This is a genomic window from Pseudarthrobacter phenanthrenivorans Sphe3 (assembly GCF_000189535.1).
Classification (GTDB): domain Bacteria; phylum Actinomycetota; class Actinomycetes; order Actinomycetales; family Micrococcaceae; genus Arthrobacter; species Arthrobacter phenanthrenivorans.
Genome location: NC_015145.1, coordinates 537,441 through 551,070 on the forward strand (window position 1 = coordinate 537,441; position 13,630 = coordinate 551,070).

The 13,630-nt window shown below is 66.0% G+C and carries 14 protein-coding genes; 9 read left to right on the top strand and 5 right to left on the bottom strand.

The window, feature by feature from the left end; genetic code table 11:
* Positions 1–70 precede the first annotated feature (70 nt).
* On the top strand, positions 71–1,123 hold the full coding sequence (locus tag ASPHE3_RS02580) for a LacI family DNA-binding transcriptional regulator (RefSeq protein WP_041651893.1): 1,053 nt from the start codon (positions 71–73) through the stop codon (positions 1,121–1,123).
* Between the two features lie 40 nt (positions 1,124–1,163).
* Here ASPHE3_RS02580 and ASPHE3_RS02585 read toward each other — a convergent pair whose 3' ends face one another.
* Positions 1,164–2,048, bottom strand: a complete 885-nt coding sequence (locus ASPHE3_RS02585; protein WP_013599674.1) for a hypothetical protein — start codon at positions 2,046–2,048, stop codon at positions 1,164–1,166.
* Positions 2,049–2,082: 34 nt separating this feature from the next.
* Entirely contained in the window at positions 2,083–2,889 is an 807-nt protein-coding gene (locus ASPHE3_RS02590) for an exodeoxyribonuclease III (protein ID WP_041651895.1), read from the bottom strand.
* Positions 2,890–3,023: 134 nt separating this feature from the next.
* Between ASPHE3_RS02590 and ASPHE3_RS02595 the strand changes: the two genes are divergently transcribed.
* Genes ASPHE3_RS02595 through ASPHE3_RS02610 form a run of 4 tightly spaced genes read left to right on the top strand, consistent with a single transcriptional unit; the run spans position 3,024 to position 7,459 of the window.
* Complete coding sequence (locus tag ASPHE3_RS02595; RefSeq protein ID WP_013599676.1) at positions 3,024–4,523, top strand: CoA-acylating methylmalonate-semialdehyde dehydrogenase; 1,500 nt, start codon at positions 3,024–3,026, stop codon at positions 4,521–4,523.
* On the top strand, positions 4,523–5,680 hold the full coding sequence (locus tag ASPHE3_RS02600; RefSeq protein ID WP_013599677.1) for an enoyl-CoA hydratase/isomerase family protein: 1,158 nt from the start codon (positions 4,523–4,525) through the stop codon (positions 5,678–5,680). The genes ASPHE3_RS02595 and ASPHE3_RS02600 overlap by 1 nt, the downstream gene beginning before the upstream one ends.
* Positions 5,673–6,686, top strand: coding sequence for a 3-hydroxyisobutyrate dehydrogenase (gene mmsB, locus ASPHE3_RS02605; protein WP_013599678.1), 1,014 nt, complete (start codon positions 5,673–5,675; stop codon positions 6,684–6,686). The genes ASPHE3_RS02600 and mmsB overlap by 8 nt, the downstream gene beginning before the upstream one ends.
* Positions 6,683–7,459 carry an enoyl-CoA hydratase gene (locus ASPHE3_RS02610; protein WP_013599679.1) on the top strand — a complete coding sequence of 259 codons (777 nt, stop codon included), beginning with the start codon at positions 6,683–6,685 and terminating at the stop codon, positions 7,457–7,459. Before mmsB ends, ASPHE3_RS02610 begins: the two co-directional genes overlap by 4 nt.
* Here ASPHE3_RS02610 and ASPHE3_RS02615 read toward each other — a convergent pair.
* Positions 7,446–8,423 (bottom strand): NAD(P)/FAD-dependent oxidoreductase, encoded by a 978-nt coding sequence (locus tag ASPHE3_RS02615; RefSeq protein WP_013599680.1) that lies wholly within the window; start codon positions 8,421–8,423, stop codon positions 7,446–7,448. The genes ASPHE3_RS02610 and ASPHE3_RS02615 overlap by 14 nt on opposite strands.
* Before the next feature lie 66 nt (positions 8,424–8,489).
* On the opposite strand from ASPHE3_RS02615, the gene ASPHE3_RS02620 reads away from it, so the two are divergent.
* Positions 8,490–9,065 carry a helix-turn-helix domain-containing protein gene (locus ASPHE3_RS02620; RefSeq protein ID WP_013599681.1) on the top strand — a complete coding sequence of 192 codons (576 nt, stop codon included), beginning with the start codon at positions 8,490–8,492 and terminating at the stop codon, positions 9,063–9,065.
* Between the two features lie 77 nt (positions 9,066–9,142).
* A complete protein-coding gene (locus ASPHE3_RS02625; protein ID WP_013599682.1) occupies positions 9,143–9,796 on the top strand; it encodes a DedA family protein in 654 nt (217 codons plus the stop codon).
* Positions 9,797–9,821: 25 nt separating this feature from the next.
* Here ASPHE3_RS02625 and ASPHE3_RS02630 read toward each other — a convergent pair whose 3' ends face one another.
* The gene (locus ASPHE3_RS02630; protein WP_013599683.1) at positions 9,822–10,337 is read right to left on the bottom strand and encodes a MarR family winged helix-turn-helix transcriptional regulator; all 516 of its coding nucleotides are present in this window, start codon (positions 10,335–10,337) and stop codon (positions 9,822–9,824) included.
* Between the two features lie 149 nt (positions 10,338–10,486).
* Between ASPHE3_RS02630 and ASPHE3_RS02635 the strand changes: the two genes are divergently transcribed.
* Positions 10,487–11,620, top strand: a complete 1,134-nt coding sequence (locus ASPHE3_RS02635; RefSeq protein WP_081459882.1) for an acyl-CoA dehydrogenase family protein — start codon at positions 10,487–10,489, stop codon at positions 11,618–11,620.
* 213 nt (positions 11,621–11,833) lie between these two features.
* Positions 11,834–12,811 carry an SDR family oxidoreductase gene (locus ASPHE3_RS02640; RefSeq protein ID WP_013599685.1) on the top strand — a complete coding sequence of 326 codons (978 nt, stop codon included), beginning with the start codon at positions 11,834–11,836 and terminating at the stop codon, positions 12,809–12,811.
* 33 nt (positions 12,812–12,844) lie between these two features.
* On the opposite strand, the gene ASPHE3_RS02645 is transcribed toward ASPHE3_RS02640, so the two are convergent.
* Complete coding sequence (locus ASPHE3_RS02645) at positions 12,845–13,630, bottom strand: MerR family transcriptional regulator (protein WP_041651897.1); 786 nt, start codon at positions 13,628–13,630, stop codon at positions 12,845–12,847.

Here is a 13,630-nt window from a genome sequence, read left to right on the forward strand (position 1 = left end):
GCCCGAAATACCATGGCAGCATCGCTACAAAGCAGGACCGGTGCCTGCAGGGAGTACATGAGGGGACAGCGTGGCACGCATAACTGAAAGGTCTCAACGGGGCGGCCACAGCGGAGTCAGCATCGAGGACGTGGCAGCCGCAGCGGGAGTCTCCACCGCAACAGTGTCCCGGGCAGTAAGGGGCCTTCCCCGGGTTTCGCCCGCCACCAGGGAAAAAATCCTGGAGGTCGCCGGGAACCTGGGATATGTGGCTTCCTCCTCCGCCTCCGGCCTGGCAACGGGACGGACCAGGACCATTGGAGTGCTGGCCCCCTTCGTGAGCAGGTGGTTCTTCTCGAAAGCCATCGAAGGCGCAGACCGGGAACTTCACGCCCGGAACTACAACCTCTCGCTGTTCAATCTCGGCGGACACGGCAGCAACCGGGAGCGGCTCTTCAGCAAGACCATGGTCTACAAGCAGATCGATGCCCTGCTGGTGCTCTGTATGGCGCTGTCCCATGAGGAACTGGACCATCTCCAGAAAATCGACATTCCGCTGGTAGTGGTGGGCGGGCACGTTGAAGAGTGCGCCTACATCGGGATCGACGATTACGCTGCCGCCTCCACCGCAGTCCGGCACCTGATCGACCTGGGCCACCGCAACATCGCGCTGCTGCATGGCGACGACGAAACGGACTTAAACTTCGACGTTCCGCGCGTCCGCATCCTTGCGTTCAAGGATGTGATGACCGCGGCGGGGCTCCCGACGAGGCCGGAATGGGACGAGTGGGGGGATTTCACCGTCCGCAGCGGGCAGGAAGCCTTCCGCCGGCTTTGGGCCAAACCAGGGGAAAAGCCGACGGCGATCTTCTGCGCCTCCGACGAGATGGCCATGGGCGTCATCTTCGAAGCCACCCGGCTGGGGGTCCGGGTGCCGGAGGAACTGTCCGTGGTGGGCATCGACAACCATGATTTCGCTGACGCCATGGGCCTGACCACCGTGGGGCAGCGCCCTGACGAGCAGGCTGAGCTGGCCACTAAGATGCTCCTGGATGAACTGGACGGAGCCCTCGGTGCAGTACAGTCTGCCGTCGCGCCCCATGAACTGATCATCCGAAGGACGACGGCGCCGCCCCAGTCTTAGCGATTGACGCGGGTTCCGCGCGGGTGCAGGAAGCGCGGATTCAGGAAGCCCGGGCCAGTTGGCGGATGGGGATCCAGCGGGAGGCAAGCCGGCGGTACGCAGCGGCGGCACCGGTCATGTCGCCCTCCGCCAGGCACTCGATTCCCAGCCTGATGTCCATGGGCGAATCGTCCGGATACACCTTGTCCGCGACGGCGCCGTAATCCAGTTCCACCATCGAGTCCACATGGAACTGTTCCAGCCACTCGGTGAGCTGGGCCAGGTCGTCAAGCATGTCCAGGTCCGGGGCGGCCAGGGCAAGGTTGGCCACCGCATAGCGGGCGCGCTCCAAGGCCTCAGTGATTGGCGCCCACACCCGGACCGTGACGATCCGCCCGCCTGATTCCACCACGTCCTTGCGGTCCGACTCCATGAACAGCGAGAACCAGCTGAAGGGAATTCCCCAGGTGGACGCCCGGGTGTGGACCCGGATCGAACCGTCGCGGGCCTTGACCTGGTCGATCCGTTCCTGGTGCTTGTCCCGCTGCTCCTCGGGAATCAGCAGTTCCGCAAGGGGCCCGTGGATGCCTTCCATCAAAGCGTTCGCCGCCAGTCCTGCCCGCAGCACCAGCTGGCTGGGGCAGTACAACAGGACAGGCTCGGCGTCAGCACCGTCGTCGGACGTTCCTCCTGCGGGAGCGGGCGCAGTGGTGACCCGCACCAGGTCCGTTCGGCCGGTGGGGAAGGGATCACCGCCGGAACGGGTGATCCGCCCAAGGGACGCCAGCAGTTCAGCGTTTTCGACGGCGGCACGGGACGCAGCACGAGCCCCTGCCGACTTGATTGCCTGCTGTTGTTCCTCGGGGAAGGCCTCCAGCGGCTCGTAGACGCGGAGCGTGGAGGAGAACGGCAGGCCGGCCTGGCCCCGGTAGAGGTTTCCGGTCATCACGGTCTCCTTGCGTGGGTCCAGGAAGCAGTCATCAATCCGCCAATTCCACCACAACAGGTGCGTGGTCCGAGGCACCCTTGCCCTTGCGCTCCTCGCGGTCGATGGATGCGCCGGTAACCCGGGCGGCCAGGGCCGGGGAGGCGAGCACGAAGTCGATCCGCATGCCCTCCTTCTTGGGGAAGCGCAGCTGGGTGTAATCCCAGTACGTGTACACGCCCGGCCCCGGAGTGTACGGACGCACCACATCAGTGAAGCCCGCTGATTCGAAGGCATGGAAGGCGGCGCGCTCCGGCGGGCTGACATGGGTGGAGCGGTTGTTGATGAACAGGTCGATGTCCCAGACGTCCTCGTCGAAGGGCGCGATGTTCCAGTCGCCCATCAACGCCACCTGGGCCTGCGGGTCCTGCGTGACCAGTTCCTGCGCGTGCGTCTTGAGGCTTTCCAGCCACTTGAGCTTGTAGGGCATGTGTTCGTCGTCCAGGGACCGGCCGTTGGGCACATACAGGCTCCAGATCCGGATCCCGGCGCAGGTTGCTGCCATGGCGCGGGCCTCCTGGACAGGGTCCTTGCCCGCCTTGCCGAAGGAGGGCTGGTCCAGGAAGGTCCGTTCCACGTCCTCGAGCCCCACGCGGGAGGCGATGGCCACGCCGTTCCACTGGTTCACTCCGAAGTGGGCCACCTCGTAGCCCATCCGCTCGAAGAGTTCCCACGGAAAGTTGTCATCCTTGCACTTGGTCTCCTGGATCGCCAGGACATCGCAGTCGCTGCGCTGGAGCCAGGCTTCAACACGGTCGGCGCGGGCACGGAGCGAGTTCACATTCCAGGTAGCTATCTTCACAGTTCCTAACTTACCGTGAGCGCCGGAATTGCGGACCCGGACCAGGGCTGGACCGGCCCAGTGGCAGTTAGTAGGAAGTCCGAGTATATTCGCATCAAAGATGGCCTGGATCACAGTCGAAGGAGCGTCCAGTCATGGCCCGCGAACTGTCCCACTACATTGGCGGCCGGCATGTGGACGGCCTGTCAGGGCGTTTTGGCGACGTGTTTGATCCGTGCACCGGCGAGGTCCAGGCCCTGGTGCCGCTGGCGGGCCGCGCCGAGGTGCAGAACGCCGTCGCCGTCGCCGGGAAGGCGCAGCCGGAGTGGGCGGCCATGAATCCGCAGCGGCGCGGCCGGATCCTGCTCAGGTTCGTAGACCTGGTCAACCGGGATCTGGACGCACTGGCACGGCTCTTGTCCGCTGAACACGGGAAGACCCTCGCCGACTCCAGGGGAGATATCCAGCGGGGCCTGGAAGTAGTGGAGTTCGCCGCCGCCGCTCCCCACCTGCTCAAGGGCGAGTTTTCCAGCGACGCCGGGCCGGGCATCGACATCCACTCGCTGCGCCAGCCGCTGGGTGTGGTGGCCGGCATTACGCCCTTCAATTTCCCCGCCATGATTCCGCTGTGGAAGTCCGGCCCTGCCCTGGCCGCCGGCAACGCGTTCATCCTCAAACCCTCGGAACGTGATCCCTCGGTGCCGCTCCGGCTCGCGGAGCTGTATGCCGAGGCGGGCCTGCCCGATGGCGTTTTCAATGTGGTCAACGGCGATAAGGAAGCCGTGGATGCGCTCTTGGAGGATTCCCAGGTCAAAGCGGTGGGTTTTGTGGGGTCCACGCCGATTGCCCAGTACATTTATGCCACCGCGGCAGCCCATGGGAAGCGCGCACAATGCTTTGGCGGAGCCAAGAACCACATGGTGGTGATGCCCGACGCGGACCTCGACCAGGCCGCGGATGCCCTGATCGGTGCAGGCTACGGCTCCGCCGGGGAGCGCTGCATGGCCATCTCGGTGGCAGTCCCGGTAGGCGCGGAAACGGCAGACCGGCTGGTGGCCAAACTGCGGGACCGCGTGGCCGCCCTGAAGGTGGGCCATAGCCTGGCGGAAGGTTCCGACTTCGGCCCCGTGGTCTCAAAGGCCGCCAAGGAACGTATTGAGGGGTACATCCAGTCCGGAGTGGATGAGGGTGCCACCCTGCTGGCAGACGGCCGCGGATTCACCGTGCCCGGCCATGAAGGCGGCTTTTGGGTGGGGCCCACGCTGTTCGACAACGTCACCCCGGACATGGACATCTACCGGAACGAGATCTTCGGCCCGGTGCTCAGCGTGGTCAGGGCGGCAGGCTACGACGAGGCCCTGCAGCCGTGCAGCGGGAACGAATTCGGCAACGGGGTGGGCATCTTCACCCGCGACGGGGACGCCGCCCGGGACTTCGCCACCAGGGTGGACGTGGGCATGGTGGGCATCAACGTCCCCATCCCGGTGCCCCTTGCCTACTACACCTTTGGCGGCTGGAAGGCCTCGGGCTTCGGGGACCTCAACCAGCACGGCGCGGACGCGTTCCGCTTCTACACCAAAACCAAGACGGTGACCACGCGCTGGCCTTCGGGACTACGGCACGGCGCCAGTTTCGTGATGCCGGAAGGAAGTTGATGACGGAAAGTGCAGCGGGCGGGATGACAGGCGGGGGCTTCACGGCGGACGGCGCCGGCGAGGTGGTGTTCGAGCGCCGCGGGCGGCTGGGCGTAATGACGCTCAACCGGCCCCGGGCCGTTAACGCGCTGACGGTGGGCATGGTGGAGCGGCTCTTGGAGCAGCTCACCGCCTGGGCGGACGACGACGGCGTTGCCACGGTCCTGGTGCAGGGCGCGGGTGACCGGGGGCTGTGTGCCGGTGGCGATATCGTGGCCATTTACGATGACATGCTGGGGGGCGGTGACAAAACGGCGCATTTCTGGGAGGCCGAATACCGGCTCAACTCCCTCATCTCCCGCTACCCCAAACCCTATGTGGCCCTGATGGACGGGCTGGTGCTGGGCGGCGGAGTGGGAATCTCCGCCCATGGCAGCCTCCGCGTGGTTACCGAACGTACGCGGACGGGCATGCCGGAAACCACCATCGGGTTTGCCCCTGACGTGGGTGGGACGTTCCTGCTGTCCCGGGCACCCGGTGAAACCGGAACCCACGCCGCCCTGACGGGGGCCCACCTTACTGGCCCGGATGCCCTGTTCCTGGGCCTGGCCAGCCACTACGTTCCGTCCCAAAAACTCCCCGCACTCGTGGCAGCGCTTGAAGCGGAACCCGCGGAGGCCGCCGTCGGCCGCTGCAGCGAAGAAGCCCCGCCTTCAGTGCTGCAAGGGCAGCGGCAGTGGATCGATGACTGCTACGCCTCCGATGACGCCGAGGAGATTGTCCGCCGGCTGCGGGCCTACCAAGGTGCAGGAAGTGCCGATGCTGTGGCAGCTGCCGGCACTATCGAAGCGAAGTCGCCCACATCGGTGAAGGTCACGCTGGCCTCCCTGCGCCGGATCAGGGGACGGACACTGGACGAAGCACTCGCGCAGGAATACCGGGTGGGGCTCCGGTTCCTGGCCGCGCCTGACTTCCGGGAGGGCATCCGGGCGCAGGTGGTGGACAAGGACCGGACCCCGCGCTGGGACCCGCCCACCCTTGCTGAGGTGCTGCCGGCGCGGGTGGAGGGATTCTTCGAACCGCTGGGCAGCCGGGAACTGGACCTCTCCACGGTGCACCTGCAGCCAGCCCTGCACTTCAGCCGGGAACCGAACCCGAAGGAGCCTGACCATGCCTGAGAAATACACTGTCGCATTCCTGGGCCTCGGGCACATGGGCGGGCCCATGGCCCTCAATCTCGTGGCGGCAGGCTATCCCGTGACAGGCTTCGACGTGGTGCCTGCTGCGCTGGAAGCAGCGCGGACCAAGGGGGTTCCTGTTGCAGCGAGTGCCGCGGAAGCGGTGGCCGGGGCTGATGTTGTCCTCACCATGTTCCCCGGCGGGCAGCAGGTCCTGGATGCCTACCGCGGGATGGAAGGCCAGCAGGGGCTCCTGGCGGCAGCCCGGCCCGGAACCATGTTCCTGGACTGTTCCACCATCAACGTTGATGAGGCGCGGGAAGCAGCGGAGCTGGCCGTCGGCGCCGGACACCGTTCCGTGGACGCCCCCGTTTCCGGTGGCGTGGTGGGCGCCGAGGCCGGCACCCTGACCTTCATGGTGGGCGGCGGCGCCGAGGACTTCGAAGCGGTAAGGCCCCTGCTGGAGGTCATGGGCAAGCGCGTGGTCCACTGCGGAGGCCATGGTGCGGGCCAGGCCGCCAAGATCTGCAACAACCTGATCCTGGGCGTCTCCATGATCGCGGTCAGCGAGGCTTTTGTCCTGGCCGAAAAGCTGGGCCTGAGCCACCAGGCGCTGTTCGACGTGGCATCGGCGGCATCGGGGCAGTGCTGGGCCCTTACCACCAACTGCCCCGTACCCGGTCCCGTTCCCGGCAGTCCCGCCAACCGGGACTACCAGCCGGGCTTCGCCGGAGCCCTGATGGCCAAGGACCTCAAGCTGGCCCTTAACGCCCTGCAAAGCACGGGCGTGGCCGCGCGGATGGGGCCCCTCGCGGCGGAGATCTACGGATCGTTTGCGGCGGGGGAGGGAGCTGCGCGAGACTTCTCGGGCATCATCACGGAGATCCGGGACAAGTCCACCCACGCCGCCGGCGCCGGACCGGACACTGCAGCAGATAACGCATCATCCAACGCAGCGCCCGCTGAACCAGCCGGCGCAGCACACGACGACGGGAGCCCCGAGTGACGGAATACGCCAACATCCTGGTGGAGCAGCGGGGGCGGGTGGGCCTGGTAATGCTGAACCGGCCGCAGGCCCTCAATGCACTGAACAAGGCAACCATGGAGGAACTCGTGTCCGCCGTCAGGGCCATGGATGCCGATCCCGGGGTGGGGGCGGTGGTCATTACAGGCTCCGGGAAGGCCTTCGCCGCCGGAGCAGACATCAAGGAGATGGCGGACCAGGGTTACATGGACATGTTCGCCGCCGACTGGTTCCGCGGCTGGGAGGACTTCACCCGGCTCCGTATCCCCACCGTGGCCGCGGTATCCGGGTTCGCGCTGGGCGGGGGGTGCGAGCTGGCAATGATGTGCGACCTCATCATCGCCGGGGACAACGCGAAGTTCGGCCAGCCCGAAATCAACCTCGGTGTCCTGCCGGGCATGGGCGGATCGCAACGGCTCACCCGCGCGGTGGGCAAGGCCAAAGCCATGGACCTGATCCTCACCGGCCGTTTCATCGGGGCGGAGGAAGCGGACCGGTGCGGGCTGGTGTCCCGCGTGGTCCCGGCCGAGGACGTGGTGGACGAAGCCATCAAGGTGGCAGAGGTGATCGCGTCCAAGTCCAAGCCGGTGGCGATGGTGGCCAAGGAAGCCGTGAATGCTGCCTTCGAAACCGGACTCGCGCAGGGCGTCCTCTTCGAACGCAGGCTGTTCCACTCCCTCTTCGCCACGGAGGACCAAAAGGAAGGGATGGCCGCGTTCACCGAGAAACGCCAGCCCGGGTTCAAGCACCGGTGAGGGTAAGTTTCTCCCGGTAGGCGCGGACATCTGCCGCCGTTTCTTCGGCCATCAGGTGGTTATTGATCACGACGGCGGTCCAGGCCGCGGTTGCCGCCGAGGCCAGCACCTGGGCCTTCAGGTCCGTGACGTTGCCCGCTGCCCAGACGCCGGGGACTGACGTGGCGCCGTCGGCATCGGTTTCGAGGTAGGTGCCCACGCCTGCCGGGTGGACGGACGGAACCAGTCCGAGGCCGGCGAAAGCTTCCAGCCGGGCCTGGGCGGTGGGTCCCACCACCACCGCCTCGACGGCGATTTCCGGGCCTCCCGCCAAAGCGATCCCCCGGAGCCGGCGCTGCTCAACCCTTACGGCCTCCACCCGCCCGGCCACCACCTTGACACCCCGTGATGCCAGCTGCTCAGCGTCGGCGTCTGCGGGAACCAGCTTGTCGTTGAGGAACAGGGTGATGTTGCTGCTCCACTGACGGAAAAGCAGTGCCTGGTGCACGGACCAGGGACCGCTGCCCACAACCGCGATGGCCTGGTCCTGGACTTCCCATCCGTGGCAGAACGGGCAGTGCAGGATGTCTTTGCCCCAGCGCCCGCGGAGCCCCTCGATGGCGGGCAGCTCATCCACGAGGCCCGTGGCAACCAGCAAGCGCCGGCCGCGAAGGGGCGTGCCGTCGTCGAGCGTTACCTCGAAGCCCTGCTCCAAATTTCCACCCGCAGCCAGCACAGTGCCCCGGACGATAACCGCGCCGTACTGCCTTGCCTCGGCACGGCCGACTGCCAGGAGCTCGGCGGGGTTGATTCCATCCCGGGACAGGAAGCCGTGGACTGCCTGGGCGGGGGCGTTGCGCGGTTGGCCGTTGTCCACCACTGTCACGGAGCGGCGGCACCTGCCCAGCATCTGGGCTGCACTGAGACCGGCCGCGCCGCCCCCAATAATCAGGACGTCTGCAATTGGTTCTTTGTTTTTGGTCATGGTTCAAGCCTGGAACGGCACATTCAGAACTGGCAAAGTGTTTTGCCGTAATGGCAAAATGACAGTATGGATGACCAGATGGACGATGTCCTGGCTGCTGTCGGTCCGAGGTTGCGGGCCCTCCGGCTGAGCCGCGAAACAACCTTGTCAGCCCTTGCCGAGGCCACCGGTATTTCGGTGAGTACGCTCTCCAGGCTGGAATCCGGCCAGCGGCGGCCCAACCTTGAACTGCTGCTGCCGCTGGCGAAGGCGCACCAGGTGCCCCTTGATGAACTTGTAGGTGCTCCCGCTACCGGTGATCCCCGGGTCCACCTGCGCCCCATCGAGGCCCACGGGATGACCATTGTTCCACTGACGCGGAAGCCCGGCGGGATCCAGGCGTACAAGCACATCCTGCCTGCCGGGCCGCTGGAAGAACCGGATCCAAAAGTCCACGAAGGGTACGAGTGGCTGTACGTCCTCAACGGAAAGCTGCGCATGGTGCTGGGCAGCCGGGACCTGGTGCTCAAAGCAGGCGAAGCGGCGGAGTTTGACACCCGGGTACCGCACTGGTTTGGCCGGGCCGACGGCAAGGCAGTGGAATTCCTCAGTCTCTTCGGGACCCAGGGGGAGCGGATGCACGTCCGGGCCAGGCCGGCCTGAACCCCGCACGACCCAGACTTTTCACAGGTGCGTAAGGTAGACAGGGCAGAAAGGCCTGGATACGGACGGGGAGTTGTATGTGGGGAATGGCGGGGGACGCAGCGGGATCGACGGATAACCTCACCGGGCTGGTGGGTATGGCCGCCCGGGCCATCGAACAGCTGGGTGAATGGGGAGTGGGCGCCTTTACGCTGGCAGAAACCGTGCTGCCGCCCATTCCCAGCGAAGTCATTCTGCCGCTGGCGGGCTACCTGGCCAAGCAGGGGTCCCTGAACCTGGTCCTTATCTTTGTCACCAGCACCCTCGGTGCCTACCTGGGCGCACTGTTCCTCTACTGGCTTGGCGCCAGGCTGGGCCTCGAGCGTTCCATCCGCGGGCTGTCAAAATTGCCCCTGGTGGACCGGGACGACTTCGAGCGCGCAGCTGCTTGGTTCCGCCGCCATGGCAGGTCCTCGATCTTCTTCGGGCGGTTGCTGCCCGGCATCCGCAGCCTCATCTCACTCCCGGCCGGGGCATCCGGCATGCCGCTGGGGACCTTCAGCCTGTACACGGTGGCGGGGAGCGGACTGTGGAACGGGGCCCTGATAGGACTGGGGTACCTGCTGGGCACCCAATACCGGCTGATCGAGGAGTACTCGCGGTTCCTGAACTACGCGGTGTATGGCGCACTGGCCGTCACCGTGGCCCTGCTGGTGGCCAGGCGGCTGAAGCGGCAGAAAGTCAACAGCTGACGGACCACGCCGCGCAGTTTTCCCTTTACTTGCCATCGTCCGTGAAGTCGCCGGCGTTCCGGCGGAACGCCGCCAGGATGCGGATCAGCTGGTCCACGTCGGCCGGCTCGAAGCCCGGAGCGCTGAAGACCCTTGAATTGAGCGCCGCTGTTGACCGTTTGGCCAGGGCCCGGCCTTTGGCGGTCAGCTCTATCAGTGTGGTCCGGCCGTCCGTGGGATGCGGGGACCGCGCCACCAGCCCGGCGCGCTCCAGCCGGTCCACCGCATTGGTGACGGACGTGGGGTGGACCTGGAGCAGGGCGCTCGCCTTCTTCATGGGCAGCGAACCGTTCCGGGCAAAGCTCAGCAGCGCCAGCAGCTCGTAACGGGCAAAGGTCAGGCCGAAGGGTTTGAGGGTGGACTCGATCCTCGCCAGCAGGATCTGCTGGGTCCGCATGATGGCCGTGATGGCGGCCATGGAGGCTGCGACGTCCGCCCAGCCGTGTTCTTCCCAGTTCCGCCGTGCTTCAGCAATGGGATCGCGGGGCAGCGGAATACCCATAGAGAACCTTTCACCCGCGTGACCTGCGTCACCCTTTGCCTGCGTTGTGAATATACTAGGACATCCAATCGTCAGGGAAGCGGAAGGGGTTGACGCCGGTGCAGCCCCGGGAAAGCCGCAAGGAAGTTCCGTTCCCCGATGCCGACCTCATGTACGTGGCAGACCTCCTGCCGCCGCATGAACACATGCGGTACCTGGACATCCGCGACTTCCTGCAGGCCGACGTGCGCAAGGCCTCCATCGACTACTGGAACCGTGAAGAGTTCCCCTTCGGCCTGCTGGCGGAGATGGGCGGGCACGGCCTCGGCGCCCTGCAGCTGGACGGCAGCTCCACGCTTTTCAAAGGACTCATGTACGTCGAGCTGGCCAGGGCGGACGTTTCCCTCTCGGCGCTGGCGGGCATCCACAACGAGCTCATCATCGGCACCCTTGACCTGCTGGGGTCCCCGGAACAGAAGCGCCGCTGGCTGCCGGGGCTGAAGACTTTCACCCGGCTGGGGGCGTTTGCCCTGACCGAACCCGAGCATGGTTCGGACATCGCCGGCGGGCTCGCCACTTCGGCGCGGCTGGATGGCGGCGAGTGGGTCCTGAACGGCTCAAAGCGCTGGATCGGGGCGGGAACCATCGCCGATTTCGCCCTGGTGTGGGCCCGGGACGAGGCAGACCTGCAGATCAAAGCCTTCATTGTCGAAACGGACCGGCCGGGCTATGCGGCCGCCAAGATCAACAACAAGATCGGCTTGCGGATCATGCAAAACGCCGACATTACCCTGCAGGATGTCCGGATTCCGGCTGCCAACCTGCTGCCGGGAGCCACCGGCTTTGGCAGGGCGAACGAACTCCTGCGGGACTCAAGGGCCTGGGTGGGCTGGCAGGCCGCGGGAATCCAGCTTGCCGCTTTCGACGTAGCCCGCGCTTACTCTCTGGGCCGCCGGCAGTTTGGCAGGGAACTGGCCGGGTTCCAGCTCGTCCAGCAGCAGCTTGCGGACATCCTGGGCAACGCCACCGCATCGCTGGCGCTCATGGTGCAGCTTGCCAGGGTCCAGGAGCAGGGCAAGCTGGAGATGGTGCAGGCAGCCATGGCAAAAGCCACCACCACCAGGCTCGCGCGGGCGTCAGTGGCGATGGGACGCTCCCTGCTGGGCGGCAACGGTATCAGCGCGGATTATGAGATGGCCAAGCTCTTCGGCGACGCGGAGATCCTGTACACCTACGAGGGCAGCTACGAGATCAACTCCCTCATTGTGGGCCGGGCCGTGACAGGTAAATCGGCATTCACGTGACGGGGGCAGTCGCCCGACAACCGCATTCACACGACACCTGCATTCACCTGAAACCCGCGCCCGCCGGGGCGCCGCGCAGGCCGGCCAGTGCGCGGCGGTGCTGCTGCGGCGCAGGCCCTTGCCGTTGTCCCTGGGCCTGCCACTGGCTAGCATCAAAGAGATAAGCATACTTACTTTAGTTATGCTCCCTTGGCGGAGGCGGAAGGGAATCCGATGCGCATCAGGAAATCAGTAGTTGTCATCACCGGAGCGTCCAGCGGAATCGGGCGGGCCATAGCGCTTCGTTTAGCGGACAAGGGAGCCCGGCTGGTCCTGGCGGCCCGTGGCACCAAAGAACTTGAAGCAGTGGCGGAGGAATGCAGGAAACGCGGCGCAGAGGCGCTGGCGGTAACAACGGACGTAACGGATCCGGCGATGGTGGAGGGCCTGGCAGCACGTGCCGTGGCGGAGTTCGGACGGCTCGATGTGTGGATCAACAACGCGGCGGTAGCGGCATTCGGACGGCTGGCCGACATTCCGCCCGCGGACTTCCAGCGGGTCCTGGACGTCAATATCTCCGGCTACGTGAACGGTGCCCGTGCGGCCCTGAAACTGCAAGCTGCCCAAAACTCCGGAGTCCTGATCAACATTGCCTCCGTGGTGGGAGAAACCCCCCTGCCCTACAACGCGGCCTATTCCATGTCCAAGGCCGCCGTCCGTGCCCTCACCGTCAGCCTTCGGTCTGAGCTGGCGCTGGAAAAGGTGTCCGGTGTGGACGCATGCACTGTCCTCCCGGCCACCATCGACACACCGTTCTACCAGCATGCCGCCAATTACACGGGCCGACGCGCGTCCGCGATGCCTCCTGTCTTCACGCCGGAACGGGTGGCGCGGGCCGTGGAGAAAACCATTACCCGGCCCCGGCGGGAAACCGTGGTGGGGGGACCAGCGGGCCGCCTGCTGATCCTGCAGCACAAGGTCAGCCCCCGGAAGGTGGAAGGCGCCATCGCCCGGCAGGTGGACAAAACCCAGCTGCCCCGGCGGAAGCCCACGCCCATCACCGCCGGAAACCTCCACCGCCCATCCGAAACGATTCGAAAAGGTTCGGTTACGGGCGGCTGGCACGGCAGGCGTCGCACCGCGCAGCGTCGGATCATGGGCGCGGCCGCCTTGGCCGGGACCGCAGCGGCCTTACGGAAGCTGCGTGGCTGACCGGCCTGACTGCCGCCGAAGGCGGCTGCGCGCTTACAGGTGCTTCTCCGCGTACGCCCGCAGCGCATCCCGAACGAATCCTGCCCCGGCTTCGCCCCCGTAGTTGGCAGCGAACCGCGCGTCCGCAACATACATCTCCGCCAGCCCGATGACATAGCCTTTAAGATCTCCACCGCGCTCAGAGGCAGGTGTACCCGGGATGGAAGCCAGCCAGGCGACGTGCTGTCCAGCCAGGTCCTCAGCCTCCGGCCCGTCGGCCGGGATTCCTCCAGCGGCGGCAGCCAGCCAACTGCTTCCGAGCTGTTCGGCACGTGCCTTCCAGTCCCGTTTTTCCGCCACGCCCATGCCCCTCCACCAGGCGTCGCTCTTCGCGTAGGCGTCCCTGCCCCAGCGCTCTTCCACCTCGTCCTTGTACTGCGTGTGGTCAAAGCCGTCAAACATCTCTTCCGCCACCATGTCGCCTCCTCCTTTCACTTTCTCGATGGTTTGCCGGACGGATGCCATTTGCCGCGACAGCCTTTCCTGTTCCCGGCCCAGCCACTCGAGGTGGCTGCTCAAAGCCCTCACTGCATCCCCCTGCTGGCGGAACACCTCGGCAATGGCCGGCAGGCCCAGCCCAAGCTCCCGCAGGAGCAGGATCCGTTGAAGCTGCAGGAGGGCGGCGCCGTCGTAGTAGCGGTAGCCGTTGTTGCCCACCCGGCTGGGTTTCAGCAGCCCGATGTCGTCGTAATGGCGCAGGGTCCGGCTGGTGGTGCCGGTAATCCGGGCCACGTCCTGGATCGACCAGTCTGGCCCCGCCTTCCCCTCTGTTGCTTGCAT

Coding starts and splice junctions, on each gene's coding strand:
- ASPHE3_RS02585 (WP_013599674.1), bottom strand. CDS start 2,048: ATGACCGGAAACCTCTACCGGGGCCAGGCCGGCCTGCCGTTCTCCTCC.
- ASPHE3_RS02595 (WP_013599676.1), top strand. CDS start 3,024: ATGGCCCGCGAACTGTCCCACTACATTGGCGGCCGGCATGTGGACGGC.
- ASPHE3_RS02600 (WP_013599677.1), top strand. CDS start 4,523: ATGACGGAAAGTGCAGCGGGCGGGATGACAGGCGGGGGCTTCACGGCG.
- mmsB (WP_013599678.1), top strand. CDS start 5,673: ATGCCTGAGAAATACACTGTCGCATTCCTGGGCCTCGGGCACATGGGC.
- ASPHE3_RS02615 (WP_013599680.1), bottom strand. CDS start 8,423: ATGACCAAAAACAAAGAACCAATTGCAGACGTCCTGATTATTGGGGGC.
- ASPHE3_RS02620 (WP_013599681.1), top strand. CDS start 8,490: ATGGATGACCAGATGGACGATGTCCTGGCTGCTGTCGGTCCGAGGTTG.
- ASPHE3_RS02625 (WP_013599682.1), top strand. CDS start 9,143: ATGTGGGGAATGGCGGGGGACGCAGCGGGATCGACGGATAACCTCACC.
- ASPHE3_RS02630 (WP_013599683.1), bottom strand. CDS start 10,337: ATGGGTATTCCGCTGCCCCGCGATCCCATTGCTGAAGCACGGCGGAAC.
- ASPHE3_RS02635 (WP_081459882.1), top strand. CDS start 10,487: ATGTACGTGGCAGACCTCCTGCCGCCGCATGAACACATGCGGTACCTG.
- ASPHE3_RS02640 (WP_013599685.1), top strand. CDS start 11,834: ATGCGCATCAGGAAATCAGTAGTTGTCATCACCGGAGCGTCCAGCGGA.
- ASPHE3_RS02645 (WP_041651897.1), bottom strand. CDS start 13,630: ATGCAAGCAACAGAGGGGAAGGCGGGGCCAGACTGGTCGATCCAGGAC.